Here is a 26,135-nt window from a genome sequence, read left to right on the forward strand (position 1 = left end):
TGTCATCCGGCGCTAACGCCCGCCGGTCACTTCACCGCAGGCGCGGCAGTTGCAGCCTGTTTGGCGACGCCGCAGACACGGTACGCTTCGGCCTGCAAGGTAAGGAACTTCTTCGTCTGTGCCTTCGCGCGATCGACCCGGAACTCGGCGCCGCCCTCACCGCCGAGCGTGGCGTATTTCGCAAACGTCGACTGTTCGACGAAATCGTCGTAAGGCAGCACCTGCGCAATCCGGTCGATGACGCATGAGCATTTGTAGACGTTGACGAAGTCGTGCCCGTTGTCGTCCATGCAGCTGAGCACGTATTCGACGCGCCCCTGCGTCGGATAGTCGTGACCTTGCGCCGGGTTGCCACCCGCGGGGGCATCTTCCGCCACCGCCAGCGGTGCAGCCAGCGCAAGGCAGGCGAATACCAGCAACGCGCGACATCCTGGAGTCATGCCAGTGCCTCCATTGGGCTGCGATAGTCGATTGGGACGAGGCGTGCGTGAAGCCGCCTCAGTTGGGCGCAAACGGATGCGCGGCCGTGGCCTTCTTCGCCACCACTTCCGCCGCATTCGGCTCGCCCGCTACCGCGCGCTGGATCGCTTCGCGCGTGGCCTTGTAGTTGAACTCCTGGATCTTCTTGTCGTCATCGGCCTGCCAGTGAATGAAGACGCCGACGCAGACGAACAGGTCGTCGGCCTCGTCTTTCGGGATCGTCCCGTCTTCGACACTGTCCGCTACCGCCAGTGCTACGGCGTGCTGCGCAGGGCCGAACATCTGCACGGCCTGCTTGGCGCCCTTGATCGTCACCTTGTTGAACAGGATGGTATTGGGCTTGGTGAGCAGGTTCGGCGCAACGACGGCCAGCAGCGATGTAAAGCCGTCCTTGTTGTTGGTCAGCGCGTGGCAGAAGGCTGTCTCGGCAGCGGAGCCGCGCGGACCGATGATCAGGTCGATGTGGGCGACCTCGTTGCCGTCGCCGACCAGCGACTCTCCTACCATGACGCGGTTGATCTTGGCCATGCTGTTCCTCCAGTGAATGGATATTCGATGTATCGGACTGCGGTCAACTCGCGACGCCGTGAGGACGGCCGCGCAAGAAACGAATGAGCGGACTGCCTAACCCTGGTGTTCCTAACATGTTCCGTGCCAGAGTCAGATGCGCGTCGCCGGCCGACCCGTTTGAGTTCGTTCCAGCAGGTTCGCAACGAACAGGGTCGCGACCGTGAGATCTGCGCTCGTGCCAGGATTGATGCCGCGTGCCTTTAGCCCGGTGTCCCATGCGGACAGACGCAGCGCGTCGGGGACTTCCGCGGGACGGGCGAGCGCTCTGCGCCATTCTTCATGCCAGAGGCGCGCTTCGCGCGTGACACTTTGCGCCACCGTCTCACCGTGCTTGCGCACAATGTGCGAATCGGGCCAGCGGCCGAGAAACGTCAGAAACACATCGAGCGTCACGATGGCATCGGGCGTACGGGATGGCCACCCGCGCACGGCAGCGAGGCCTGTGTCGAACACATCGCTAAAGCCGTTCGCGTACTGGCGCGCAATGCTGTCGCGGAAAGCGGCCAGCGTCATCGCGGCGCGCAGGTCGACGGTGGGCGCTGCGTGGACGCTTTGCTCGGGCGCATCGGAGAGGCCGCCAGGATTCGCGAGCGCAATGGCGCGATAGGCGGCGCGGGCGTCGTCGAGATCGAGGCGGGCGAGGACGCGTTCGGTGGCCGCATGCCACGTGGCGGCCGTGGCAGCGCAGCCAGGTTCGTCGAGCGCTGCGGCGAGCGGCCCGGCGAGCAGCACGATGCCGAGATTGGTATTGCAGCCAACGGCCTCGCGGGTGCGCGTCACCGCGTCGAGAATGCGCGCGCCCGCGGGCGCACCCTGTACGAAGAGCGCGCCTGCCGCCGCCTCGGCACTTTCGATGAACTGCGCGGACGTCATGCCGTGTCCCGCGCTATGGACGCTGACGTTGCCCGGTTTTGCCGCTTCGACGTCGAGGCGGCAGGCATGCAGGAAGGCCTCGCGCGCGTCGGCGAGGAGCGGATTATCAGCTGCCTGCATGGCCACCTGCCAGGGGCAGCGCGACCGCCGGCGCGCAGGCCGCCGCGAGCTTGCGGTCCAGCAGGTCATCGACCAGCGCCGCGGCGATATCGAGTTGGGTCACCGATTGCAGTCCGCGCCACGCGGCAACGCCGTTGACTTCGAGCACCAGCGGGCGGGTGGCGTCGTCGGGATCGGGAATCAGGTCGACCCCGGCGTAATCGAGACCCAGCGCGCGGGTCGCACGCACAGCGCTAGCGGCGAGCGGGTCGTCCAGCGTCGCGGGCTGGCAGGCCGCGCCCTGCGCGAAATTGTGAATCCAGCCCTTGCCGCCGACGCGCCGCATCGCGGCCACCGCGCGTCCTCCGATCACGAGCACACGCCAGTCGAAACCGGCGCGCCCGCCATCGACATAGCGTTGCAGATACGCGACCTGCTGGTAGGTGCGCAGCGACGGCAGCGGCATCAGCGTACCGCCTGCAGTACCTGTGCTGCCACGTGTGCCGAGCCGCCGCAAGCCTTTGCCCTGTGATCCGAACAGCGGTTTGAGGACGACCTGGCGGCCAGCCGCCGCCTCGCGCATCAGTACGCGCTGGGCAAACGCAGTCGATTCGCCGGCCCATGTCGCGGGCGTCGCGATACCGTGAAGGTTGAGCAGAAAGCTGGTCATCGATTTGTCGACACTGCGCTCGATCGCGCGCGCGTCGTTGTACACCGGCACGCCACATTCGCGCAGCGCGTGCAGGATGCCGAGCCGCAGCGTGACCTGCTCGAACGTGCCGCCGGCGATGCCGCGCACGAATGCCGCGTCGGGCAGTGTATGGCCGAAACCGGGCAGGGCGAGGCCGTACGGCGCCCAGGTGGTGTCGATGCGGCAATCGGCGAGATCGACGCAGCGCGCCTCGACGTCCCGCGCGCGGAAGGCTTTTCTCAGGCGCGACGTATGCCAGCCGGTTTCGTCGGTCATGATCGCGATGCGCAGGCCGGCGGCGGGCGGCGTCCCGATCATGGCGCACCCCATTGGGCTTGCAGGAGCGCCGCATCGACTTTCCCGCCGTGATACGTCGCACCGCTTTCGAGGCTGCTGATCCACACTTCGGCGGGCGCGAAGAGCGCCGGGTCGATCTGGTAGAAGTCGTAGTTGAAGGCGGTGAAGATATCGGCGAACGGCCGGCCGTAATCGCGCGCATTCGACGACGGCAGTTCAGCCGCGAGGCGTCGTGCGACGGCATCGTGTTGCACCGTCAGATGGACGCGGCCGCCGTACAGGATGGCGTCGTTGGTGCGTCCCATCGCGGCGATGCCGTCGGGCGCGGGCGGTGGCAGGGGAGCGCAGCCGCTTCCTTCGACAACCTCCGCCAGATCCACGCCAAGCACATGCGTCTTGTGCAGTGCAACCTCGACGACCCGTGCCACGACCTGCACCGTCCCCGCGACAGAATGTGTCGGCGTGACAATCAGCGTGAGCCGTTCGGGCGCGAGCCCGCAATCGTTCACGACCTTGTCGACGATGACCTGCGGCGGCAGGCGGTCGACTTCCAGCACCAGCGCGCCATGATCGTGGCGGTCGCGGTAGCCGAGTTCGGTGAACAGATCCTCCTTGCCAGCGAGCGCGCGCGCCGGGCCCGAACCCAGCGAGAAAAACTTCTTGCCGCCGGTCTGTTCCTTTGTCGCCGACAGGCTCCAGCCCGCGTACTGGCTGCCGAGGCAGGCAAGCACCGGCCACGATGTCTGGACGTCGATCATGACGGGCCAAAGAGGCGTGTTTTCCGCGCTCATGCGCGTGCTGACGCGGCCCAGACCGCCCATGCAGATGCGCGCGATCAGCACGCCGGCGTCGAGGCTGCCGGGCGCGTCCACGCCTGCATCGGCAATCACGGTTCCGGCTTCAGTGCGGGAGATGGCGATGCGCAGGCTCGCGGCTTCGTCAACGAGTTGCGTGACGAGCCGTTCGCTGAGCGCGTTCACGCTGAGGAGCGGCGCTTGCGCGATATCGGAGGTGTCAGCCGGGGAGGGTGATGACGTCATGGCAGCGCTGGTGGCAGGTGTCAAGGCATTGCAAAAGGCGCGCGTGCTGCAGTTCCAGCGCGTCGCGGACGGCGTCGATGGCGCGCGCGATAACGACCAGCGTGCACACCGGCTGTCCCGCCTCGATGCGCGTGCCGGGTTGCGGCACGTCGCGGCAGACGGGGTCTGCAAGGCAGGCATCGCTGAATGCGGGCGATACGGTGAACGCGTGCGGGGCGAACAGGACGCGCTGGCCGGCGCGAAGCGCGGCGCGTGGCGGGCCTTCACGCGGCAGCCGGCCATGCAGACAGGCATCGATGTGGCAGGCGAGCAGTCCACGCGGCCACACGTCGGGCCAGACTGCTTCGTAAAGCGCCATCGTGGACGAAGGACGCGCATTGATCTCCAGTACCCGAATGTCATCGCCGTCGAGCAGGAAATCGATGCTGTTGATCCCCGTCAACCCCGTGCGCGCGACGATCGCGCGAATCGCCGCACTTAACTTCGCGACCACCTCAGCGGATAGATCGACAGGGCCGATCGAGCCCGTGTGCACAAAAGGCAGGTTGCCCATCGTCGACGTGAGCTGTTCCGCGAGGCCGATCACGGATGCCTGCAAACGGGCGCCGACGAAGAGCGCAGACATCGGCCGCCCTGCGCCGATGCGTTGAAAATATGTCTGCGCGGACGACGGCCAGGGAGACTGCAGGGTGGCCAGTTCGATATGCGTTCCACCGCAGCCGTCCGCGCGCTTGACGAGCCAGCCGTCCGGCTGAGCGGGGCGGATAAACGACACCTCGGGATGCGCGATGTCGAGTTCATCGAGCAGCGTGAAAAAGCGCCGTGGGTCGCGCACGGCCGCCGTGGCCCCGGCGCTGTTGCCGATGAAGCGCGGCAGATGGGGCGCTTCGGACAGCGCCTGCGCGAGCGGCTCGAGTCCGCTGCCGACGATGAAGCCCAGCATGTGCGGCACGCGTGCGGTGCGTTCAAGCGCGTCGATCAGGCGCTCGAGATCGACAGCGAGGCCGTCCCCGCGGCCGATGTCGAACCATAGCCCGGCGTGCTGCCGCGTATCGCGGTCGCCGAAAATATCCATCGCGACCACGTTCAGACTCGCCCGCGCGGCAGACTGCGCGAGCATCCGCGCCGACAGTCCGACGACCGCGACGAACGGCGCACGCGAAAACGCGGGGTACGCGGGTTTCATGGCCGGACTCAGCGACATGGCAGCGGGGGCGCGAGCGGAGCGGCCTCAGGCATGGCCGGAAGTGATTTCGCGCGCTTCGTCGAAGGCTTCGAGGAAGCCGAGATAGACCGGCTTGCCGCCCGTGCGCATTCGCACGAACAGCCGATGCTCGACCTGATACTTGACGTTGCCGATCGCGAGTGCGCCGATGCCGATGGCATCGGATCGCTTCGCGGCCGCCAGCGGTTTGCCGTCGTCCATCACGTTGACACCCGCGATCCCTTCGGGCGGCACAGCGTTGACGTCGGCGGCGATCAGCAGGTGCTTCGCGTGCGCGAGATCGGTGGCGCTCATCACCTGCACGCCGGCCGCCGCGGTCGCGAAGACGATCTCCGCGTGCGTCAGCGCCGCGAGCAGTTCATCGGGCGTGCCAGTGGCCACGCCCGTCGTCGCGATGTCGAAACGGCGATTGATCTCGTCGCTGACCTGCGTCGCGCGGGCGCGATCGCTATGGCTCGCGATGATCACCTCGGCGCCCAGCGATGCCGCCATCGCCGCCGCCACGCGGCCCACCGCGCCCGTGCCGCCGAGAATCAGCACGCGCTTGCCGCCCAGTTCCGCGTGGTGTTCCTTCTTCAGGTGGGATTCGACCAGTGCGACCAGCGCCGCGGCCGTCGTGTACGAGCCGCTCGGGTCCGCGAAGACGGAGACCTCGAAGGGCGGCACCATCGCCTGGCGGGCGAGGTCGAGCATGTCGGCGGCGAGCATCACGTCGCGCCCGCCGATGAAAATGCCGGTGCGCGATACGCCCTTCGGTCCACGCGAGAAGATCGCGTCCTGGGTCAGCTGGACGACGCTGTCCCGGCCGACGTTGCAATACGGCACGACGATCTGATAGCCGGCGTCGGCGGCCATGTTGACGTCGAACGGGCTCATCTGCGGCGTGGCCGTGAGCATGTGCAGGATATAAGGCCTTTCGGTGGCTTCGGGCATGGCAATAGGCTCGTATAGGCTCGTTTCAGGTTGGCATCCGGCAAGACGGAACGTGCTTCGCGGGATGCGGTCCGCGTGCCGTGCGGCAAGGGCGCTCGCTGCGTTTCATCCGGCGTCCACCCCGAATTTCTGCAACTCGACGGCGCGCGGCGTGGCGCCACGATTGCGGCCGGTGACGATCGAACACACGATGCCGGGCTTGCCCCGCGTCGCTTCCTGCGCGGTTGCGAGCGCGCGGGCGGCATCCGCCGCACCCGGCACGAAGGCGAACCCGGTCGGTCCCCAGGACGTCTGCCCGATGCCGGCCGTCTGCCGGCTGGCCACCGCTTCGAGCGCGGCCGCGACAGCCGGGCTCGTGAAGACGCCGCCTTGCACGGGCGCAAAGTATTCGCCGATGGTCTGCTGCATTTCGGTGATGCCGTCGGCGAAGGCGTCGAAATCGCTTTGCGCGACGCCCGGCAGGATACGCATCAGCACGAGATGACAGAGATGGGCTGCCAACGCCTGCGGGAACGGCGCCAGCGAAGCCAGGCCGCGCCGCTCGTCGTCGCCGTGCAGCCCTTCGCGGGTCGTGTCGTCGACCAGCAGAATGCGCCACGCATCAGGGAACGGGTGGCGGCACAGGAGCGGCGGCACGCTTGAGCGCAGCGTGCCGCCTGCGTCCACGACATGGCCGGGGCCGCCGTCGACCAGCAGGCCGCCGTAATCGAAGCCGAGCATGCCAATGCCGGAGCGCTTGCCGCGGCCGAGCAGTTGTGCAATTTCCGCTCCCGACGCAGACCGCCCGGCGAGGCTCGCAAAAGCGGCGCCGACAGCGAGCGCGAGTTGAGTGCCCGAGCCTAGCCCGCTGTGGGCGCGCGGTGCGCGCAGCAGTTCGAGCTCTATGGGCGGGCCGCCCCAGGCCGCCTGCAACTGTTCGAGATAGCGTTCGATGCGCGCGCGTTCCGCGTCGGTCCGCGTGCCCTCGACGCGCGTCTGTTCCGCGATTCGCATGGTGATCCGCGTGCCGCGTTCGTCGATGGTAAGGCCCACGCTGCCGAAGGGACGCCCGAGCGAGCCGTTCGGATCGAGAAAGCCCAGATGCAGGCGTGCGGGCGCTTCGACCGTCACGGCCGACAGCGGCGCGAAGCTACCGGAAGGGATCTGCATCGCGAGCGTTCCTCGTTCGCTGGTTCACGGCCGTGACGCTGCACGGTCCTGGCGAGGCTGCGCCAGCGCGCGTCCCGCGTGCGCCGGCAAGCTGTCCAAGGCAAGAGCCATACCAGATGCCTGTAACGTGATCACAGCGGAACATGCGCGCGATTGCGCAGTCCGGTTCAGGTTTTCGGCGCGTCGTACTTGATATAGCGGAAGCGCTGGTCGTCGGCGGGCGTGCCTTCCAGCGGACCGCCTTCGCGGCCAGGCTGCCACTGGATGACCTCCTCGATCTTCGTCGCGAGTGCGAAGTCCTTGTCGGTGATGCCTTTAGCCGAATGCGTTTTCAGCTTCACGACGACGAATGCATACGAGACAGTCAGGTCCGGATGGTGCCAGGCCGCTTCCGCCAGATGGCCCACGGTGTTGACCACCATCAGCGTGCCCTTCCAGCTTTCGGTCCTGTATTTGCGGCGCAGCCACCCCTCTTCCAGATACCAGTGCTGTAGCGGACCGGTCAGGCGCTGCTGGATCTCCTCGTCGGAATAGACCTTTTCGGGTTGAGTCATGGCAGGGCCTCCACATCGTCGGGTTAAACGTAAGGTAAGGCTGGCGCAGGCACTGCACCAGTGTCGTCACGCCCGCGGTGACGCGGCTTCGCGCAAACGCGTCCTTGACGGGCCACGGCGCGAGGCTCCACGTATTTCCTGTTGTGTTGTGTTGCGTCGCGACATGGCAGGGCGGCTACGCCGTATGCGGGTGAGCAATCCGCCGCGGGCGCGGTATCGTATTTGACACAGTATGTGTCGTAATCCGAATGATCGTGTCTCCGATCCGGACAATCCAGTCTTTATTTTGCGAGGCGTGGCCGACACCTGCGCCCGGCACGGCACATTCCGGCATGGAATATGCAAACGCTCTTTGCACGCATGAGCTTGGCAATGAATCAGGCGAAGCATGGTCGTTACCCGCATCGGACAGGCGCGTCCGGTGCGAGACGGTAGCGCGGTCATTCCCGAGTCGGACAGCTTCATCCAATCTGGAGGAGACATGAACTTACGCACCCTGGTTCTCGGACTGGCGGTGGTCGCGGCGACGGCCCTGAATTCCTTTGTTGCTCAGGCCGATTCACAACTCGACACGCTGATCAAGAACCCATCGAACTGGGCAGCTCAGGCGGGCGATTACGCGAATCACCGCTATAGCCCGCTCAAGCAGATCAATGAAAACAACGTCGGCAAGCTGCAGGTCGCCTGGACCATGTCGACTGGCGTATTGCGCGGTCACGAAGGCTCACCGCTCGTCATCGGCGACACGATGTTTATTCACTCTCCGTTTCCTAACAAGGTCATTGCCATCAATCTGAAGGACCAGACGTTCAAGTGGCAATACGAACCCAAGCAGGACGCGCAGGTCATTTCCGTGATGTGCTGCGACACGGTCAACCGGGGTCTCGCCTACGGTGACGGCAAGATCTTCCTGCAACAGGCGGATACGAAACTCGTCGCGCTGAATGCCCAAACCGGCGAAGTCGTCTGGACTGCCCAGAACGGCAATCCAAAGGCCGGCGAGACCAATACCAACGCGCCGCACGTGTTCGGCGACAAGGTGTTGACCGGGATCTCCGGTGGCGAATTCGGCGTGCGCGGCCGGCTCATCGCGTACGACATCAAGACCGGCAAGGAGGTCTGGAAGGCCTACAGCACGGGACCGGACAACGAGATGCTGCTCGATCCTGACAATACGATGACTTGGTCGGACGGCAAGATGGTGCCGGTCGGCGCGGATTCGTCGCTGAAAAGCTGGAAGGGCGATCAGTGGAAACTGGGCGGCGGGACGACCTGGGGCTGGTACGCGTGGGATCCCAAGCTGAACCTTATCTACTACGGCACCGGCAATCCGGGTACATGGAACCCGACACAACGCCCCGGTGACAACAAGTGGTCGATGTCGATCTTCGCGCGCGACCTGAATACCGGCAAGGCGAAGTGGGTGTATCAGATGACCCCGCACGACGAATGGGACTACGACGGGGTCAACGAAATGATCCTCTCCGACCTGCCCATCAACGGCAAGACGGTCCCGGCAATCGTGCACTTCGACCGCAACGGCTTCGGCTACACGCTGAATCGCGAAACCGGTCAACTGCTCGTCGCGAGCAAGTACGACCCGGCGGTGAACTGGGCGGACAGCGTCGATGTGAAGACCGGGCTGCCGGTCCGCAACGCAAGCTATTCCACGCAGAAAGCCGGTCCTGATCACAACGTGAAGGGCATCTGCCCGGCCGCGCTCGGTTCGAAAGACCAGCAGCCGGCGGCCTTCGATCCGGCCTCGAAACTGTTCCTCGTGCCGACCAATCACGTCTGCATGGATTACGAGCCGTTCGAGGTGGAATACGTATCCGGTCAGCCGTTCGTGGGCGCGACGCTGTCGATGTATCCGGGCCCGAACGAAAACGGCGCGATGGGTAATTTCATCGCGTGGGATGCGTCGAAGGGCAAGATCGCCTGGTCGAAGCCGGAGAAGTTCTCGGTGTGGTCCGGCGCGCTTGCCACCGCAGGCGGCATCGCGTTCTACGGCACGCTTGAAGGCTACATCAAGGCGGTCCGTATCAGGGATGGCAAGGAACTGTGGAGGTTCAAGACGCCGTCCGGGATCATCGGCAACGTGTTCACGTATGTGTACCAGGGCAAGCAGTACGTCGGTGTTTATTCCGGCATCGGCGGCTGGGCTGGCATCGGCATGGCGGCGGGTCTCGAGAAGCCGACGGAAGGCCTTGGCGCGGTCGGTGGCTATCGTGAACTGGCGAAGTACACCGCGCTTGGCGGCACGTTGTTCGTGTTCGCCATTCCCGGTGAGAAGGGCTGAATTGCCGGACGGCAGGCAGCCGGCAACAGGTGCTGAAGACGACCGTCACGCTTGACGCTCCAGTCGCGGGGCGGCGGGCGGCGTCTTCGGCCTTGCAGTGTTTGAACGTTGTTTCGTTTCGCATGACGCTGCGCTCAAAGCCACGCTTGAGCGCAGCGTGCGCAACCCATAACCCGATGGAGACGAATGCATGAAAGGCCGATCACTTTTGCCACTCGCGATTGCACTGTGTGCGCTGCCCGCAGCGTATGCCCAGACCAGTGCCGGGCAGATGAAGCCGGTAGCCTACCAGGTCGTCGATGGCAACAAGGTCGACAACAACACGCTGCAGGGCTGGAGAACGTGGCGCGCGCTTGCCTGCGAACGGTGCCACGGAGCGAAGCAGGAGGGGCTCGTCGGCCCGTCGCTCGTCGATGCGTTCAAGACGCTCGACAAGAACGAGTTTCACCGCACGGTGTTCGGCGGACGCGTGGACAAGGGCATGCCCGATTTCAGCTCGAGCACGATGATGCAGAAGAACTGGGAAAACCTGTATGCGTATCTGAAGGGACGCTCCGATGGCAAGATCAACCCCGGCGACCTGCAGGCCATCGATGCGAAATGACGTTCGGGCCTGAGCCTTCGTCCGTATTGGTGATCTTCGCCGCTCATTGCATCCAGCGCCCGCGCCCTGTTGTTTCGGAGGTATCGATGTCTGATCGCAATGCAAGTCTCGCCAGATTCGTCCGCGCGCTCGCCGCGCTATGCTGCGCCGCTTTCGCGGCCCACTTCGCTTACGCCGATCCGGCGTTGCCCAACAACGACGGCGCCGACGGCGTGCTGCGTGTCTGCGCCGACCCGAACAACATGCCCTTGTCGAACAGCAAGGGTGAAGGCTACGAAAACCGTATCGCGAGCCAGATGGCGAGCGATTTCGGCTACAAGCTGGAATACACGTTTTTCCCGCAGCGCATGGGTTTCGTCCGGCGCACGCTGCGCGACAAGGTGCCCGATACCGGGAACTTCAAGTGCGACCTGATCATCGGCGTGCCGAAGGGCTATGACCTGACCGCGACCACACGGCCCTGGCTGCATTCAACCTATGCGATGGTCTTCACGAAGCGGCCCGAGTTGGCGAACATCAAGACGCCCGACGATCTGCTGAAGCTTCCACCTGAAACGCTGCACAAGCTGCGCTTCGGCATCTTCTCGCAGACACCTGCCGTCGACTGGCTGCTCGGCCATAACCTGATCGAGCAGGCTGTCTCGTACCAGGCGCAAAGCGGCGACCCGGCGGCCTTTCCCGGCGAGATGATCGAACACGATCTGGCAGCGGGCAATGTCGATGTCGTGTTCCTGTGGGGGCCGATCGCGGGTTACTTCGCAAAGCGTGCCGGCGACAGCGTGAGGCTCGTGCCGTTTCCGCCGACCCCGGGCATCCGCTTCGATTACGAGATTTCGATGGGCACCCGCTACGGTGAGAAGGCCTGGAAGGACAAGGTCGACCAGTGGATCGGCTCCAACCAGGACAAGATCGACAAAATCCTCACGAGCTATCAGGTGCCGATCCTGCCGGTTGCCGGCGCGACGGCCGCATCGCAATGAAGCGAGGGTTGCGGCTCGACGCGAGGCGCGGCGTGCGCATCGCGGCGGCGCTTGGCACACTCTGTCTCACAGGCATCGCGGGCATCGCGGGTGTTCCGGGTTGCGTGGGCGTGAGCGTCGCCGCTTCCACGGCGGGTGACGAGATCGCGCCGGCCGAGCGGCTCATTTTCATGACGACGCATCTGGATGGCGTCGAACCGCAAACGGAGCTGGATTACGCGGTCGACTTTTCCGGGCCGCCAGTCAAGGTGACCGACACGGTTCGCGTGCTGGTGTTGAGTCCGGGCAACGGCAAGGGTGATGCGCGGATTACTGATCGCACCGGCAAGGTGGAGGTGCCGGGCGAGGGGTTGCCGTGCAATCCGGTCATTCTCTATTTTCTCGAGCACGATATCGCTGAAATGGAGCAGTTGACGGGCGGTCAACGGCGTTATTTTCAGCGTCGCGTGCGCCTCGCGCTCGCGGCGGGACCGCCGCTTATGCCGGTCGTCGCACAGAGTGGCGGCAAGACCGTGAAGGCGCAGAAGATCGTGATCCAGCCCTACGTCGACGATCCCAACGCCGCGCGTTTCGCGCAGTACACGGGCAAGCGCTATACGTTCCTCATCGCCGATGCCGCCGTGCCGGGCCGTGTCATGCAGATCCGCACCGAAGTGCCGGGCGCGGGCAACGATTTCGCACACCCGTTGCAGACTGAAACGTTGACCTTCGCTGGTGCGCTGCGCAGCCTCGCGCCCGGCAAGCCGGGAGGGCCGCCGCCCGTCAAGTCGCCGCAGGCGCCACGCGCCAGCCGCTGAGAAGGCGCGTCTCGCACCTATGCCTTTCCTATCGCAACGTGGCCGCGCATCGTGAACTTCATCCGCTCGCTGACATTGCGCCAGTTGCAGATCTTCGTGGTCGCGAGTCGCTATCCGAGCTTTGCGCGGGCGGCCGAAGAACTGCATCTGACACAGCCGGCGGTGTCGATGCAGATCCGGCAACTCGAAGAGGCGATCGGACTGCCACTCTTCGAGCGTGTCGCGCGCAAGCTCGCGCTGACGGAAGCGGGCGAGCGGCTGTCGCATCACGCGAGCCGCATTCTCGGCGAGATCAAGGATGCCGAGGACGCCATGACCTCGCTCACGCAGGCCGATAGCGGTTCGATTGCCGTGAGCATCGTCAGCTCCGCCACCTACTTTGCGCCGAAACTGCTCGCGCTGTATTCGCAGCAGTATCCGAAGGTCGACGTGCGCTTCTCGGTCGGCAACCGGGAAACGCTGCTGCGTCTGTTGCAGGACAACGCCACCGACCTCGCGATCATGGGCCGTCCGCCGCCCGAACTCGGCACGACGGCCGAGCCGCTCGCCTGGCATCCGCACGTGATCGTCGCGCCGCTGTCGCATCCGCTGTGCGGTGCCCGCCGCTTCGATCTGCAGGAGCTGGCGGGCGATACCTTCCTGCTGCGTGAACCCGGCTCGGGCACCCGCGCGGTGGTGGAACACACGTTCCGGCAGCATCTGTTCGTACCGGCGCGCACCGTGACGCTCGGCAGCAACGAGACGATCAAACAGGCCGTGATGGCCGGCATGGGGGTGAGCCTGATTTCGCTGCACACGCTGGCGCTCGAGTTGCGCACCGGCGAGATTGCGCTGCTCGATGTGAACGGCACACCGATCGAACGCACCTGGCAACTCGTGCATTCGCGTTCGAAGCAGTTGTCGCCGACCTGTCTCGCGTTTCGACGCTTCCTGCTCGAACATGCCGAACCGTTCCTCGAGAGCGAATATTCGCGCTTTTCGTTGCGGCCCTCGAAGCGCGCGGCCCTCAAGCAGGACGGCACGGGGGCAATCGATACGGGCGCGAGGAGATGACCTGCGTGGCCCGGCGTGCGCTGCGGCATCTCTTGCTGGCCGCGGGGCTGCTGGTGGCGTTTGCCGCGACAGCACATGCCGTCACCGCGCTGAAGGTCACGCAGATCGTGCCGGGGCTTTATGTGCATCGCGGACACGACGACGTCGCGACGCGCGCCAATGGCGGCGATATCGCCAATATCGGTTTTATCGTCGGGCGGCGCTGCGTGGCCGTGATCGATACGGGCGGGACGGCAGCCGAAGGACGCTCGCTGCGTGCCGCGATCCGCGCGGCGACGCCGCTGCCGGTCTGCTATGTGATCAACACCCATATGCATCCGGATCACATCCTCGGCAATGCGGCGTTCAGGGGCGATCGTCCGCAAATTGTCGGCAGCGCTGCGCTCGCCGAAGCGGAAGCGTCGCATGCCGAGAGTTATATGCGCGTCCTGCATCGCGAACTGGGCGCGCTCGCGGACGGCAGCGAAATCATTCCGCCGACGCTTGCTGTGAACGGCAGCATGACACTGGACCTGGGCGGGCGCGTATTGAAGCTTCAGACATGGAAGACGGCGCATACGAACAACGACCTGACGGTCTACGATGAGAGTAGCGGCACGCTGTGGCTCGCGGATCTGCTGTTTGTGCAGTGCATTCCCGTCATCGACGGCAGCGTGACTGGCTGGCTTGCCGATATCGCGACGATTCGCCAGATGAACCCACGCCGGGTGGTGCCCGGCCACGGGCCGATCGATACGCCCTGGCGCGACGCACTCGACGCCGAGGAAGCGTATCTGTCAGCGCTGGCGCGGGATGTGCGTGCAGCAATCAGGGCGGGGAAGACGATGCAGCAGGCGGTCGATACGATCGGGCTCGACGAGCGCAAGAAATGGCGCCTCTTCGATATCTATCACCAGCGCAATGTGACTGCAGCGTATGCTGAACTCGAGTGGGACCAGTAGTGGGGGAAGGACGGAGGGACATCATGATTACTACAGGAGCGACCAGGCGGGCGGTATTGCGAGGTTTGCTCGCGGCGGGCGGAACACTGGCCCTGCTGGCTACGTTTGCGATCCATCCTGCGCATGCGGCGCAGCCCGGCGATGACCCGGACAAAAATGCCCGCTGGCAGGACTTCCGGGAAGGGATGTTCAAGGGCCGGCCAGTCGATACGCACGGCGACGCCGTGATCAAGCTCGACGCGCCCGCGCGTGCCGCTGACGCAGCCGTGGTGCCGATTGCGATTGCCGCGCAGTTTCCGCAGACGCCATCGCGATACATCAGGAAGCTCTACCTGTTCATCGACGAAAACCCTGAGCCGTATGGCGGCTCGTTCGAGTTCACGCCGGACTCCGGCCTCGCGAGCCTCGAGACGCGCGTGCGTGTCGAGGACTACACATTCCTGCGCGTGATCGCGGAGACCAACGACGGGCACCTGTACAGCGCGGTGCGTTTCGTGAAGGCATCGGGCGGCTGTTCGGCGCCCGCCGGCAAGGACGATGCTGCCGCCGAAGCGGATGCCGGCCTCGTGCGTCTGCAACCGCAAGGCAGGACGGTGTTCGGCAAGCCGCAACTCGTGCAGCTGATGGTCCGGCACCCGAACCGCACCGGCATGGCGATGAACCAGGTGACGCGGCTGTATTCGTCGGCGTACTTCATACGCAAGGTGCAGGTGACGTATGCGGACAAACCCGTGATGACCGCGAACGTCAATTTTTCGATCAGCGAGAACCCGAATTTCCGCTTTTACTTCACGCCGCGCGCGAATGGTGATCTGAAGGCGCACATCGAGGACACGAAGAACCGGCAGTTCGAGGCTCAGGTTGCGATCAGCTCGCAGCCTGGCGCACAACAAACCTCGTCGACGACGCCTTGATGCGAATACGGTGGAAAGCGGCAGCGAGGGGCAGGGCTCCGGCTGTGATCGCGATGCTGATGCTGATGCTGGTGACCTCTGCCCGGCCCGTGTGTGCGGGGCCCGGCGACATGCCGGTGCCGGTCGCCGTGGCGCAGGGCGTGTACGTGATGCAGGGCAGCGGCGATGCGGTGGCGCCGGCCAATCGCGGCATCGTCGCGAACAATGGTTTTATCGTCGGCGCGAGTGGCGTGACCGTCATCGATACCGGCTCGTCATATCGATACGGACGCGCGCTGATCGAGGCGATCCACAAGGTCACGCCGTTGCCGATCGAACTCGTGATCATCACGCATCAGGCTGCGGAGTTTGTGTTCGGCGCATCAGCGTTCCGCGATCAGGATGTGCCGATTCTCGCGCACAGGCGCACGGCGGAACTGATCCGCGAGCGCTGCGCGATCTGTCTCACGAAGCTGCGCCGCACGCTGGGCGAAGAGGAAATGGCCGGTTCGCGCGTGACCGTGCCCGATCGCACGGTGGACGGCTCGACGCAGATCGAGTCGGGCGGTCGTCAGCTCGCGTTGCTGCATTTCGGCCCGGCAAGCACCCCCGGCGATCTGGCCGTGCTCGACACGTCGACCGGGGTGCTGTTTGCCGGCGGCCTTGTCAGCGTCGGGCGGATTCCCGAGTTGCGCAACGAAAACATTCCGGGCTGGCTCGACGCGCTGCAGCGCCTGCAGGTCACGGATGCGCGCATCGTCGTGCCGGGCTTCGGGCCGCTCGTAGAGAAGCAGGACGTCGCGCAGACGGGCGTGTATTTGCGGCAGCTGGATGCGGGCGTAAGGCGCGCCTACGAGGCCGGTGTCGGCCTCACGGAGGCGATGCGCAGCGTGCAGGTGCCGGACTTCAGCCGCTACAAGCTCTATGCGGTGGCACAGCCGCAGAACGTGCAGCGTCTGTATCTGCAACTGGAAAACCAGTGAGGTGGTGAGCGTCGATGCCACGCGCGATTTCGTGGCGGGAAAGGCCGATGAATGAGCGAACGCGCGACACCTGCATCACGCGGCTTTTTGCAGCGGTTTCAGTTCAACGTCCAAGGAGGCAACATCATGGCAAAACTCGTCGTGCTCTATAAAAACCCGGCCGATCCGTCGGCATTCGACGACTACTACTTTTCGACCCACGTGTACCTCGCGAAGAAGCTTCCCGGGCTGCAGCGCTATGAGGTCAGTTCCGGGCCGGTGAAGGACCTGCAGGGGCAATCGGCGTATCACCTCATCGCGACGCTCGAGTTCCCTTCATCGGAAGCCGTCAAGGAGGCGTTAGGCTCACCCGCAGGCAAAGCCGCTGCGGGCGATCTGGCCAATTTTGCTCAGGCAGGCGTGGAAATGTTCGTCATCGAAACGAAGGTCGTTTGAACCCTCGCGCCGCCGTGCGGGTCGCTGTCGCGCGATATCGCGCGCGCTTCGACGCGTGGCCTGGGGCGCTTTTGCGAACGCGCCTTGCCTGCGCGCCTCGTGGTTCTCAGGGCGCTGCCGCCACCACGCCGACACTCGCACCGACCACGAACAGGGTGCCGAGGAGTTGCAGCGCCGTCATCGGCTGATGCAGCACGACAAAGCCGGCAAGCGCGCCGATCGCTGGCTCGACGCTCATCAGGATGCCGAACGACGAGGCCGGCATATGGCGCAGCGCGACCATTTCCAGCGCGTACGGCAACAGGGGCACCAGCACCGCGAGACCGGCAGTCGCCGCGAGCTGTGCGAGCGGCAGGTGGCCGCCGCTTTGCAGAAGCCCGAAAGGCGTTGCCGCGATGGCCGCCGCGATCAGTGAAACCGACAGCCCTTCGAGGCCGCTGAACATCGCGCCGGTCTTCTTCATCAGCACGATATAGACGCCCCAGCCGGCGGCGGCGCCAGATGCAAGCAGGACGCCGAGCGGTTCACCGACCCAGCCCGCGCGATCGTGCGCGAGCAGCAACACGCCGGCGAGGGCCAGCAGCGGCCAGAGCAGCGCACGCACGCGGCGCACGCCGATCGTGGCGACCGTGAGCGGCCCGAGGAAATCGATCGCAACGGCGAGCCCAAGCGGAATGCGCTGGATGGCGAGAAAGAAGCAGAGGGTCATGACGGCCATCGCGACACCCAGCACGCCAGCGGCAAACCAGTGCTGGCGCGAATAGGTGCGCACCTTGGGACGCACGATCAGCGCCAGCACGACCGCCGCCCAGCCAAGCCGCAGCCAGGTCGTGCTGAACGAGCCGAACGCATTCATCGTCGGCGCGGACAACGCCGCGCCGAACTGCACGCTCGACATCGACAGCACGCACAGCAGGGCCGCATTGCCGGCTGCGCGCCCCGACTTCGGCCCCGTCGGGGCAGTCTCGGGCTGTGGACTGGCGGCGGCCGGAACCGGAGTCTCGACCAGGGTCGTCTGTTTCATGTTGCTTTCCATGCGGCCGGTTTTGCGGTCGTTCGGGGTCTCGGGTGACGCCATCATAGCGGGCTACATCGAAATAAAATAAGCTGATATTTCTTATGGGCATATCAGGAACGTTAATAATGCGAGACCTCGATAGCACTCTGTTGCGCGCCTTCGTCACCGTGGCGGAGACCGGCGCAGTCAGCGCCGCCGCGATTCGCCTTGCGCGGACGCAGGCGGCGATCAGCATGCAGTTGCGAAGGCTGGAGGACGACCTTGGGCAGCGCCTGCTCGACCGCTCGCCGCGCGGCGTCCAGTTGACCGAGGCCGGACATCTGCTGCTGCCGTACGCACACACGATACTCGGCGCAGGCGCCGATGCGCGGCGCGCGCTGAGCGCGGGGCAGGTGGCGGGCACGGTGCGTCTGGGCATGCTCGAAGACATTGCGGTGGGTCGTCTGCCGCGCGCACTCAGGCGGTTTTCCGCGGCGTATCCGCAGGTCGCGCTGGAAATCGTCGTCGATAGCAGCGCGGCACTGTCGGCCCGGCTGGCCGATGGCGAACTCGATCTGCTCGTGGGCGATCCGGCGATCGTCGCAGCACCGCCGCTCATGACGTGGACGCAGCCGTTGTACTGGGTCGGCGCCCGCGGCTTCGTTGCGTCGCCCGACACGGCGCTCTCGATCGTCGCGTTCGGCGGCAGCTGCCTGTGGCAGCAGCAGGTGCTGACGATCCTGCGGCGTGCCGGGATCGCCTGGCGGGTGGTGTGTACCAGCACCAGCCTGCCGGCCGTGCAGTCGGCGGTCGAGGCGGGGCTGGGGGTGTCCGTGCTGCTCGAGGGCAATATCCGCCACGAATCGATGCGCGTGCTGGGCCGCAACGACGGCTTGCCGGATCCGCCCACCGCGGACCTGGGACTCTTCACGCGCGCCGCGCCACACGCGCAGGCTGCCGCCGTGCAGACGTTGCAGACTTTCTTGTGTGAGGAACTGAATATTGGGTTGCCGGAGGGGCGGTTGGCTGAGACCTCGGCCGTGACGTTTTAGACCTCGATCTGAGCATGTGAAGCCAGGATCCGGCGAAGCGCGGTCATGGCCATCCGCCCTATGCCATTCGGTCAGGATTTGCGCGCGTCCAGCGACGTGTGAAAATACACACGACTACACACTTTTCTTGATTTTCTTTGATCGGTGTGTAGAATTACACACAAGACGTACGGAGGCCTGATGAATTCATCAATGCTCATCCGGATGCTCGAAGAAGATGGATGGAGAGAAGTGCGGGTTACGGGCAGCCACCATCACTTTAAACACTTTTGGAAAAAGGGCCTGGTGACGGTTCCGCATCCGAAAAAGGACCTTCCGGTCGGGACGGTAAAGAGCATCCTGAAAAGCGCCGCCCTTGATTGAGCGGTAGTTTTCACCAACACAGGGTGCATTCGTAAATCGTAGCGGAGAATCAGTAATGGAATTTCCCATCGCTGTCCATAAGGACGATGGGAGTGTCTATGGAGTGACTGTGCCGGATATTCCGGGCGTCCATTCCTGGGGCGACACCATCGATGACGCAATCAGAAACGCAAAAGAAGCAATCGTCGGCCATGTCTCAACCCTGGTTGAACTCGGTGAGGACGTTGGCTTTACGTGTTCCACTGTGGAAGAACTGGTGGCAAAGCCGGAGTATGCAGGGGCTGTATGGGCTCTTGTCGATGTCGATCTGTCACGGCTCGATTCAAGGCCGGAACGGATTAACGTGAGCCTGCCACGGTTTGTATTACATAAGATCGATGCTTATGTTGAGGCTCGTCATGAAACCAGGAGCGGGTTTCTTGCGCGTGCAGCCCTGGAGGCGTTAGCGCATAGCTGACTCGCTCTCAAGGGAACGTAATGGATTGAGGCACGTGATGCATGTGAGGCCCGCTCAGGCGGGCCTTGCTTTATCCGGGACACGCCGCAGCGCTACCATGACGTCAGATGAAGCGGGATCTAACCGTCCGGCGGTTTCAAGGTTGGTCCACGCGCGCTTCGAGGCGCTCAGTCCGCTTCTGCCGCTGGCTTTTGATTGCAAGCCAGAAATCGATCTTCCGGCGCCAGCTGGAACCCTGTCGTTTCCCGTGATCCTGCCGCCCGATCAAGCAGGCGGTGCAGACTTCATGTACTGTATGGGTGTACAGTATGGGCCGACAGTCTGCCGACCCTAACCCCTCTGTGTTTATCTGACCCGTTCGTATGCGATGGCGGGTTTCAGGGCTGGGAACCGGTGTGGACATCACGCTATAACCAACTGATTCGAAAGCACAAATTGGCTTCCAACAATCTGATCCGCATTCGCGGCGCTCGTCAGCACAATCTCAAGAACCTCGATCTCGACCTGCACACCGGCGAAATGACCGTTGTCACGGGTCCGTCGGGGTCGGGCAAATCGAGCCTCGTGTTCGACACGCTGTATGCCGAAGGGCAGCGGCGCTATGTCGAAACCTTCAGTGCGTACGCGCGTCAGTTTCTCGACCGCATGGACCGGCCGCAGGTCGACCGGGTCGATGGTGTGCCGCCCGCGATCGCGATCGACCAGACCAACCCGGTGCGCAGCTCGCGTTCAACGGTCGGCACGATGACCGAGCTGAACGACCATCTGAAGCTGCTCTACGCGCGCGCGGCCGAACTGTACGACCGCAAGACCGCACAGGCGGTGCGGCACGACACGCCGGAGACGATCTATGCCGACCTGCTGGCGCGCACCGTGGACCAGGATCCGCGGCTCGTCGTCACGTTCCCGGTCGAACTGCCCGAATCCGCGACTGACGCCGAAGTCGAGCAATGGCTCTCGGCGAGCGGCTATACGCGTGTGCAGGCGCAGCGCGAGGTGGAGTCGCCCACCGGGCCGCGCAAGATGCTCGACGTGGTGGCCGACCGTTTTCGCCTGCAGCAGACGGACAAGGTGCGCGCCGTCGAGGCCATCGAGGCGTCGCTCAAGCGCGGCGGCGGCCGGGTGAACGTGTATGTGCTCCAGGTGCCTGGGGAGGCCACCGAGCCTCGGATCTGGCGCTTCTCGACCGGTCTGCACAACCCCGACAGCGACCTGCGCTATGCGGATCCGCAGCCGGCGCTGTTCTCGTTCAACTCGGCGTACGGCGCGTGCGAAACCTGTCGCGGTTTCGGCCGCGTGATCGGGGTCGACCTGGGGCTGGTGATTCCGGACGAGCGCAAGACCCTGCGCGGCGGCGCGATCAAGACGATGCAGACGCCCGCCTGGAAAGAATGCCAGGACGACCTGATGCGCTACGCGGCGAAGGCCGGCATCCCGCGCGATACCGCGTGGGCGGAACTGTCGCAGGAAGAGCGCGACTGGGTCATCAACGGCTCACCGGACTGGAACGGCAAGTGGCAGAGCCAGTGGTACGGCGTGAAGCGCTTCTTCGCGTACCTCGAATCGAAAGCGTACAAGATGCACATCCGCGTGCTGCTGTCGAAGTACCGCAGCTACACGCCGTGCGAAACCTGCGGCGGGGCGCGGCTCAAGACGGAGTCGCTGCTGTGGCGTCTCGGCACGAAGCCGAATGCCGATGCGGTGCTCGAGCCCGCGCAGCGCTTCATGCCGCGCGGCGTGGAGTGGACGCGCGCGCAGCTCGAAGCGTTGCCGGGCCTGACCGTGCACGATCTGATGCTGCTGCCGATCGAGCGCATCCGGCGCTTCTTCGACGGGATCACGCTGCCAAGCGCGCTCCTCGACGATGCATTGAAACTGCTGCTCGCCGAAGTGCGCACGCGGCTGAAATATCTGTGCGACGTGGGGCTCGGCTATCTGACGCTGGACCGGCAGAGCCGCACGCTGTCGGGCGGCGAAGTGCAACGGATCAACCTGACGACGGCGCTTGGCACATCGCTCACCAAAACCCTGTTCGTGCTCGACGAGCCCAGCATCGGGCTGCATCCGCGCGACCTGAACCGGATCGTCGAGGCGATGCATCGGCTGCGCGACGCCGGCAATACGCTCGTGGTGGTGGAGCATGATCCGTCCGTGATGCTCGCGGCGGATCGCCTGATCGATATGGGTCCCGGCCCGGGCGAGCGCGGCGGCACGATCATCTATGACGGCTTGCCTGACGACATCCGCTCGGCCGGCACGCTCACCGGCGAATATCTCAGCGGGCGTCGCCATGTGGCTGACGCGTCGCGCTGGTCGCGCCGTCCGGTCAAGGCGGACACGCCGCGCATCGTGCTGGAAGGCGCGCGCGAGCACAACCTGCAGGACGTGACGGTCGGGATTCCGCTGCAACGGCTCGTCTGCGTGACGGGTGTGTCGGGCTCCGGCAAATCGACGCTGATCCAGGATGTGCTGTACCCGGCGATGGCGCGGCATCTCGGCAAGGCGACGGAGTCACCCGGTGCGTTCCGGCAGCTCATCGGCGCGGAGCAGGTGAGCGACGCGGTGTTTGTCGACCAGTCGCCGATCGGCAAGACGGCGCGCTCGAATCCGGCGAGCTATGTCGGTGCTTTCGATGAGATCCGCAAGCTGTTCGCGAAGGCGCCGCTCGCGCTGCAACGCGGCTATACGGCGGGCATGTTCAGTTTCAACTCGGGCGACGGGCGCTGCCCGACGTGCGGCGGCTCCGGATTCGAACACATCGAGATGCAGTTCCTGAGCGACGTCTATCTGCGCTGCCCGGACTGCGACGGACGACGCTATCGTTCTGAGATTCTCGAAGTGAAGATCGAGCGTGGCGACCGTGCGCTGAACATCGCGGATGTACTGGATCTGACGGTCAGCGAGGCAGCCGCGTATTTCGCCGCCGACGCCGAAGTGCTGCGCGTGCTGCAGCCGATCGTGGATGTCGGTCTGGAGTACGTGAAACTGGGCCAGCCCGTGCCGACGCTTTCGGGCGGCGAGGCGCAGCGTCTGAAGCTCGCCGGCTTTCTCGCGGAAACCGCGCAGGCGCGCACGACGCGCGGCGCGAAGCCGGCCACCGCGGCCACTGCCGGCAAGCTCTTCATGTTCGACGAGCCCACCACCGGTCTGCATTTCGACGACATCGCCAAGCTGATGCAGGCGTTCGGCAAGCTGCTGGCCGGCGGTCATTCGTTGATCGTGATCGAGCACAACCTGGACGTGATCCGCGCAGCCGACTGGCTGATCGATCTCGGTCCGGAAGGCGGCGATGGCGGGGGCCGCGTCCTCTGCGCCGGCACGCCCGATGAAATGAAGCAATGCGAGGAGTCGCACACCGGCCGGGCGCTGATTCACTACGACGAGTCGATGGGCGTCGAAGTCGCGCCCGCGTCGCAGGGCATCCCGCTGCAGACCGCGCTGAGCGCGGCGCGCGCGCGGCGAGCCGTCGAGGGCGAGGATGTCGTGCGTATCGTCAATGCGCGCGAGCACAATCTGAAGTCGCTCGACGTCGATATCCCGCACGGCAAGTTCAACGTGATCACGGGCGTGTCGGGGTCGGGCAAGTCGACGCTCGCATTCGACATCCTGTTCCACGAAGGCCAGCGCCGTTATCTCGAATCGCTGAACGCTTATGCCCGTTCGATCGTCCAGCCGGCAGGGCGGCCCGAAGTCGACGCCGTGTACGGCATTCCGCCGACGGTGGCCATCGAGCAGCGCCTGTCGCGGGGCGGGCGCAAGAGCACGGTGGCGACGACGTCGGAGGTGTGGCATTTCCTGCGGCTGCTTTACGTGAAGCTGGGTCTGCAGCACTGCATCCACGACGGTACGCCGGTCACGTCACAAAGCGTCGAATCGATCGCGGCGCAGCTGCTGCGCGATCACAAGGGCGAACACGTCGGTCTGCTCGCTCCCCTCGTCGTCAACCGCAAGGGCGTCTATACGGACCTTGCCAAATGGGCGAAGGCGCGTGGCAATACCCATCTGCGTGTCGACGGCGAGTTCGTGCCGGTCGATCCGTGGCCGAAGCTCGACCGCTTCCGCGAGCACACGATCGAGCTGCCCGTCGCCGATCTCGTCGTGTCCGCCGATCACGAGGCGCAGTTGCGCCGCGCGCTCGACGATACGCTCGAACTCGGCAAGGGCATCATCCATCTGCTCGCGCCGCTCGACGGTCTGCACGACGCGTTGCACAACAGTCATCCGACCGCGCAGGTTGGCACGACCAAGGTGCTGTCGGTCAAGCGCGCCTGCCCGACTTGCGGGACGAGCTATCCGGAACTGGACCCGCGCATGTTCTCGTACAACAGCAAGCACGGCTGGTGTACGACCTGCGTCGGCACCGGGCTTGCGTTGACGCGCGAACAGCGCGCGGCGTACGACGACACGCTGCTTGTCGAAGACGGCCGCGGCCGTGAGCAGAGTCTGCCGTCGGAAGAGCAGGAACCGGAAGGCGTCGGCGACGAGCCGTGCCCGGACTGTCACGGTACGCGCCTGAATCCGGCGGCGCGCGCGGTGACCTTCGACGAACATCCGATTGTCGACGTCGCGCAGTGGACGGTGTCCGATACCCGCCGCTGGATCGACGGGCTTCAGTTGAAAGGCCGCGATGCGGAGATCGCTCGTGACGTCGTGAGCGAGATCGGCAGCCGCCTGCAATTCCTCGAAGAAGTGGGGCTCGGGTATCTGAGTCTGGATCGTGCGGCGCCCAGTCTTTCCGGTGGCGAAGCACAACGGATCCGCCTCGCGGCGCAACTCGGCAGTAACCTGCAGGGCGTGTGCTATGTGCTCGACGAACCGACCATCGGCCTGCATCCGCGCGACAACCAGATCCTGCTGAGCGCGTTGCGCAAGTTGGGCGAGAAGGGCAACACGCTGGTCGTCGTGGAGCATGACGAGGATACGATCCGACGCGCCGATCACATCATCGATATCGGCCCGGGCGCGGGCAAGCGCGGGGGGAGTCTGGTCGCGCAGGGGGGCGTGGCGGATCTCGCTTCGCATGCCGACTCGCTGACCGGGCAGTTTCTCGCGCAACCGATCACGCATCCGTTGCAGCCGCGCCGGCCGGTCACACCGTCACGCAGGAACGGCGCGGCCGTGCCTGAAAGCTGGCTGACCGTGCAGGGCGGCAAGCTGCATAACCTGCGCGATGTGACGGTCGGCATTCCGCTCGCACGGCTCGTCGCGGTGACGGGTGTGAGCGGCTCGGGCAAGTCGACGCTCGCGCGCGACGTGCTGATGGCGAACATGCTCGACGCGGTTGGCCGATCGGTGCTGTCGTCGCCAGCTACTAAGCGTGCGCGCAAGGCGGCGCAGCAGGATGAGCCGTCCGCGAGCCGCCGCTCGAGCGTACTCGCACGCAGTGCGCCGCGTCCCTCGCTCAATGTCACACATGCCTGGCAGGGTTGCGATTCGGTCACGGGCTGGGAAACCATCGATCGCGTGCTGGAGGTCGACCAGACGCCGATCGGCAAGACGCCGCGCTCGTGTCCGGCCACCTACATCGGCGTGTGGGACACGATCCGCAAGCTCTTTGCCGATACGCTCGAAGCGCGGGCGCGCGGCTATACGGCGTCGCGCTTCTCGTTCAACACGGGCGATGGCCGTTGCCCGGCGTGCGAAGGGCAGGGCGTGCGCACGATCGGCATGAGCTTCCTGCCGGACGTGAAGGTGCCGTGCGACGTCTGTCATGGCCAGCGCTTCAACCCCGAGACGCTGGCGGTGACGTGGCGCGGCAAGAATATAGGCGACGTGCTGACGATGGAAATCGACGAGGCCGTCGAGTTCTTCGCGCCGCTGTCGAACATCGCCCATCCGCTGCAGTTGATGAAGGACGTCGGGCTCGGCTATCTGACGCTCGGTCAGCCTTCGCCGACGCTCTCAGGCGGCGAGGCGCAGCGCATCAAGCTCGTCACCGAACTGAGCAAGGTGCGCGACGACATCACACGCCGGGGGCAAAAGGCGCCGCATACGCTGTACGTGCTCGATGAACCGACGGTCGGATTGCATATGGCGGACGTCGCGAAGCTGATCCGTGTCCTGCATCGGCTGGTGGATGGCGGGCACAGCGTGGTGGTCATCGAACATGACCTCGACGTGATTGCAGAGGCGGACTGGATTATCGACCTCGGGCCGGAAGGCGGCGTGGGTGGCGGCGCGATTGTCGCCGCAACGCATCCGGAAGGGCTCGTGCAGGTCTCGGCGAGTCATACGGGGCGCGCGCTTGCGCCTGTGCTGGCGCGCGAGAAAAGCGAGCTTGCTGCGTCGGAAGAGGCGGGGGCCGTCCGGATGGGATGAGGCCGGAGAGAGGCTCGGGTCCTCGTTCTCGCTGAACGCGGACCCGGCTTGA

General features: G+C 65.1%; 23 protein-coding genes. 13 read left to right on the forward strand and 10 right to left on the reverse strand.

Annotated features, from left to right (window positions below):
* Positions 1 to 26: 26 nt before the first annotated feature.
* From P3T23_RS35720 to P3T23_RS35760, 9 genes are all read right to left on the reverse strand, one after another.
* Positions 27 to 440: a hypothetical protein gene (locus tag P3T23_RS35720; protein ID WP_429320772.1), complete on the reverse strand. Its 414-nt coding sequence runs from the start codon at positions 438 to 440 to the stop codon at positions 27 to 29.
* Positions 441 to 498: 58 nt separating this feature from the next.
* Positions 499 to 1,008 carry a formaldehyde-activating enzyme gene (fae, locus tag P3T23_RS35725; RefSeq protein ID WP_429320773.1) on the reverse strand — a complete coding sequence of 170 codons (510 nt, stop codon included), beginning with the start codon at positions 1,006 to 1,008 and terminating at the stop codon, positions 499 to 501.
* Positions 1,009 to 1,140: 132 nt separating this feature from the next.
* On the reverse strand, positions 1,141 to 2,043 hold the full coding sequence (locus tag P3T23_RS35730; protein WP_429320774.1) for a triphosphoribosyl-dephospho-CoA synthase: 903 nt from the start codon (positions 2,041 to 2,043) through the stop codon (positions 1,141 to 1,143).
* Entirely contained in the window at positions 2,030 to 3,031 is a 1,002-nt protein-coding gene (locus tag P3T23_RS35735) for an ATP-grasp domain-containing protein (protein ID WP_429320775.1), read from the reverse strand. The genes P3T23_RS35730 and P3T23_RS35735 overlap by 14 nt, the downstream gene beginning before the upstream one ends.
* A complete protein-coding gene (gene mch, locus P3T23_RS35740) occupies positions 3,028 to 4,050 on the reverse strand; it encodes a methenyltetrahydromethanopterin cyclohydrolase (RefSeq protein WP_429320776.1) in 1,023 nt (340 codons plus the stop codon). Before mch ends, P3T23_RS35735 begins: the two co-directional genes overlap by 4 nt.
* Positions 4,025 to 5,236 carry an ATP-grasp domain-containing protein gene (locus P3T23_RS35745; protein WP_429320777.1) on the reverse strand — a complete coding sequence of 404 codons (1,212 nt, stop codon included), beginning with the start codon at positions 5,234 to 5,236 and terminating at the stop codon, positions 4,025 to 4,027. The genes mch and P3T23_RS35745 overlap by 26 nt, the downstream gene beginning before the upstream one ends.
* A 45-nt stretch (positions 5,237 to 5,281) precedes the next feature.
* Positions 5,282 to 6,208: an NAD(P)-dependent methylenetetrahydromethanopterin dehydrogenase gene (locus P3T23_RS35750; RefSeq protein WP_429320778.1), complete on the reverse strand. Its 927-nt coding sequence runs from the start codon at positions 6,206 to 6,208 to the stop codon at positions 5,282 to 5,284.
* 105 nt (positions 6,209 to 6,313) lie between these two features.
* Positions 6,314 to 7,357, reverse strand: a complete 1,044-nt coding sequence (locus tag P3T23_RS35755) for a beta-ribofuranosylaminobenzene 5'-phosphate synthase family protein (RefSeq protein WP_429320779.1) — start codon at positions 7,355 to 7,357, stop codon at positions 6,314 to 6,316.
* A 167-nt stretch (positions 7,358 to 7,524) separates the two neighbouring features.
* The gene (locus P3T23_RS35760; RefSeq protein ID WP_429320780.1) at positions 7,525 to 7,911 is read right to left on the reverse strand and encodes a 4a-hydroxytetrahydrobiopterin dehydratase; all 387 of its coding nucleotides are present in this window, start codon (positions 7,909 to 7,911) and stop codon (positions 7,525 to 7,527) included.
* A 481-nt stretch (positions 7,912 to 8,392) separates the two neighbouring features.
* On the opposite strand from P3T23_RS35760, the gene P3T23_RS35765 reads away from it, so the two are divergent.
* From P3T23_RS35765 to P3T23_RS35805, 9 genes are all read left to right on the forward strand, one after another.
* A complete protein-coding gene (locus tag P3T23_RS35765) occupies positions 8,393 to 10,210 on the forward strand; it encodes a methanol/ethanol family PQQ-dependent dehydrogenase (RefSeq protein WP_429320781.1) in 1,818 nt (605 codons plus the stop codon).
* 190 nt (positions 10,211 to 10,400) lie between these two features.
* Positions 10,401 to 10,814, forward strand: a complete 414-nt coding sequence (locus tag P3T23_RS35770; RefSeq protein WP_429320782.1) for a c-type cytochrome — start codon at positions 10,401 to 10,403, stop codon at positions 10,812 to 10,814.
* A gap of 86 nt (positions 10,815 to 10,900) precedes the next feature.
* Positions 10,901 to 11,794, forward strand: coding sequence for a substrate-binding domain-containing protein (locus P3T23_RS35775; RefSeq protein WP_429320783.1), 894 nt, complete (start codon positions 10,901 to 10,903; stop codon positions 11,792 to 11,794).
* On the forward strand, positions 11,791 to 12,591 hold the full coding sequence (locus P3T23_RS35780) for a hypothetical protein (RefSeq protein ID WP_429320784.1): 801 nt from the start codon (positions 11,791 to 11,793) through the stop codon (positions 12,589 to 12,591). The genes P3T23_RS35775 and P3T23_RS35780 overlap by 4 nt, the downstream gene beginning before the upstream one ends.
* A gap of 51 nt (positions 12,592 to 12,642) precedes the next feature.
* Positions 12,643 to 13,644, forward strand: coding sequence for a LysR substrate-binding domain-containing protein (locus P3T23_RS35785; RefSeq protein ID WP_429320785.1), 1,002 nt, complete (start codon positions 12,643 to 12,645; stop codon positions 13,642 to 13,644).
* Between the two features lie 5 nt (positions 13,645 to 13,649).
* A complete protein-coding gene (locus tag P3T23_RS35790) occupies positions 13,650 to 14,585 on the forward strand; it encodes a quinoprotein relay system zinc metallohydrolase 2 (protein ID WP_429320786.1) in 936 nt (311 codons plus the stop codon).
* A gap of 23 nt (positions 14,586 to 14,608) precedes the next feature.
* Positions 14,609 to 15,499, forward strand: a complete 891-nt coding sequence (locus tag P3T23_RS35795; protein ID WP_429320787.1) for a quinoprotein dehydrogenase-associated SoxYZ-like carrier — start codon at positions 14,609 to 14,611, stop codon at positions 15,497 to 15,499.
* Positions 15,500 to 15,552: 53 nt separating this feature from the next.
* On the forward strand, positions 15,553 to 16,461 hold the full coding sequence (locus P3T23_RS35800; protein WP_429320788.1) for an MBL fold metallo-hydrolase: 909 nt from the start codon (positions 15,553 to 15,555) through the stop codon (positions 16,459 to 16,461).
* A 126-nt stretch (positions 16,462 to 16,587) separates the two neighbouring features.
* Positions 16,588 to 16,896, forward strand: a complete 309-nt coding sequence (locus tag P3T23_RS35805) for an EthD family reductase (RefSeq protein WP_429320789.1) — start codon at positions 16,588 to 16,590, stop codon at positions 16,894 to 16,896.
* 106 nt (positions 16,897 to 17,002) lie between these two features.
* Here the strand turns inward: P3T23_RS35805 and P3T23_RS35810 are convergent, their stop codons facing one another.
* Complete coding sequence (locus P3T23_RS35810) at positions 17,003 to 17,920, reverse strand: EamA family transporter (protein WP_429320790.1); 918 nt, start codon at positions 17,918 to 17,920, stop codon at positions 17,003 to 17,005.
* Between the two features lie 119 nt (positions 17,921 to 18,039).
* Between P3T23_RS35810 and P3T23_RS35815 the strand changes: the two genes are divergently transcribed.
* From P3T23_RS35815 to uvrA, 4 genes are all read left to right on the forward strand, one after another.
* Positions 18,040 to 18,945 (forward strand): LysR substrate-binding domain-containing protein, encoded by a 906-nt coding sequence (locus tag P3T23_RS35815; protein WP_429320791.1) that lies wholly within the window; start codon positions 18,040 to 18,042, stop codon positions 18,943 to 18,945.
* A 180-nt stretch (positions 18,946 to 19,125) separates the two neighbouring features.
* Complete coding sequence (locus P3T23_RS35820) at positions 19,126 to 19,308, forward strand: type II toxin-antitoxin system HicA family toxin (protein ID WP_429320792.1); 183 nt, start codon at positions 19,126 to 19,128, stop codon at positions 19,306 to 19,308.
* A gap of 55 nt (positions 19,309 to 19,363) precedes the next feature.
* Entirely contained in the window at positions 19,364 to 19,765 is a 402-nt protein-coding gene (locus P3T23_RS35825) for a type II toxin-antitoxin system HicB family antitoxin (RefSeq protein ID WP_429320793.1), read from the forward strand.
* 435 nt (positions 19,766 to 20,200) lie between these two features.
* Positions 20,201 to 26,083, forward strand: a complete 5,883-nt coding sequence (gene uvrA, locus P3T23_RS35830; RefSeq protein ID WP_429320794.1) for an excinuclease ABC subunit UvrA — start codon at positions 20,201 to 20,203, stop codon at positions 26,081 to 26,083.
* Positions 26,084 to 26,135: the final 52 nt, after the last annotated feature.

Origin of the sequence: Paraburkholderia sp. GAS448 (assembly GCF_050435685.1) — a bacterium.
Lineage (GTDB): Bacteria > Pseudomonadota > Gammaproteobacteria > Burkholderiales > Burkholderiaceae > Paraburkholderia.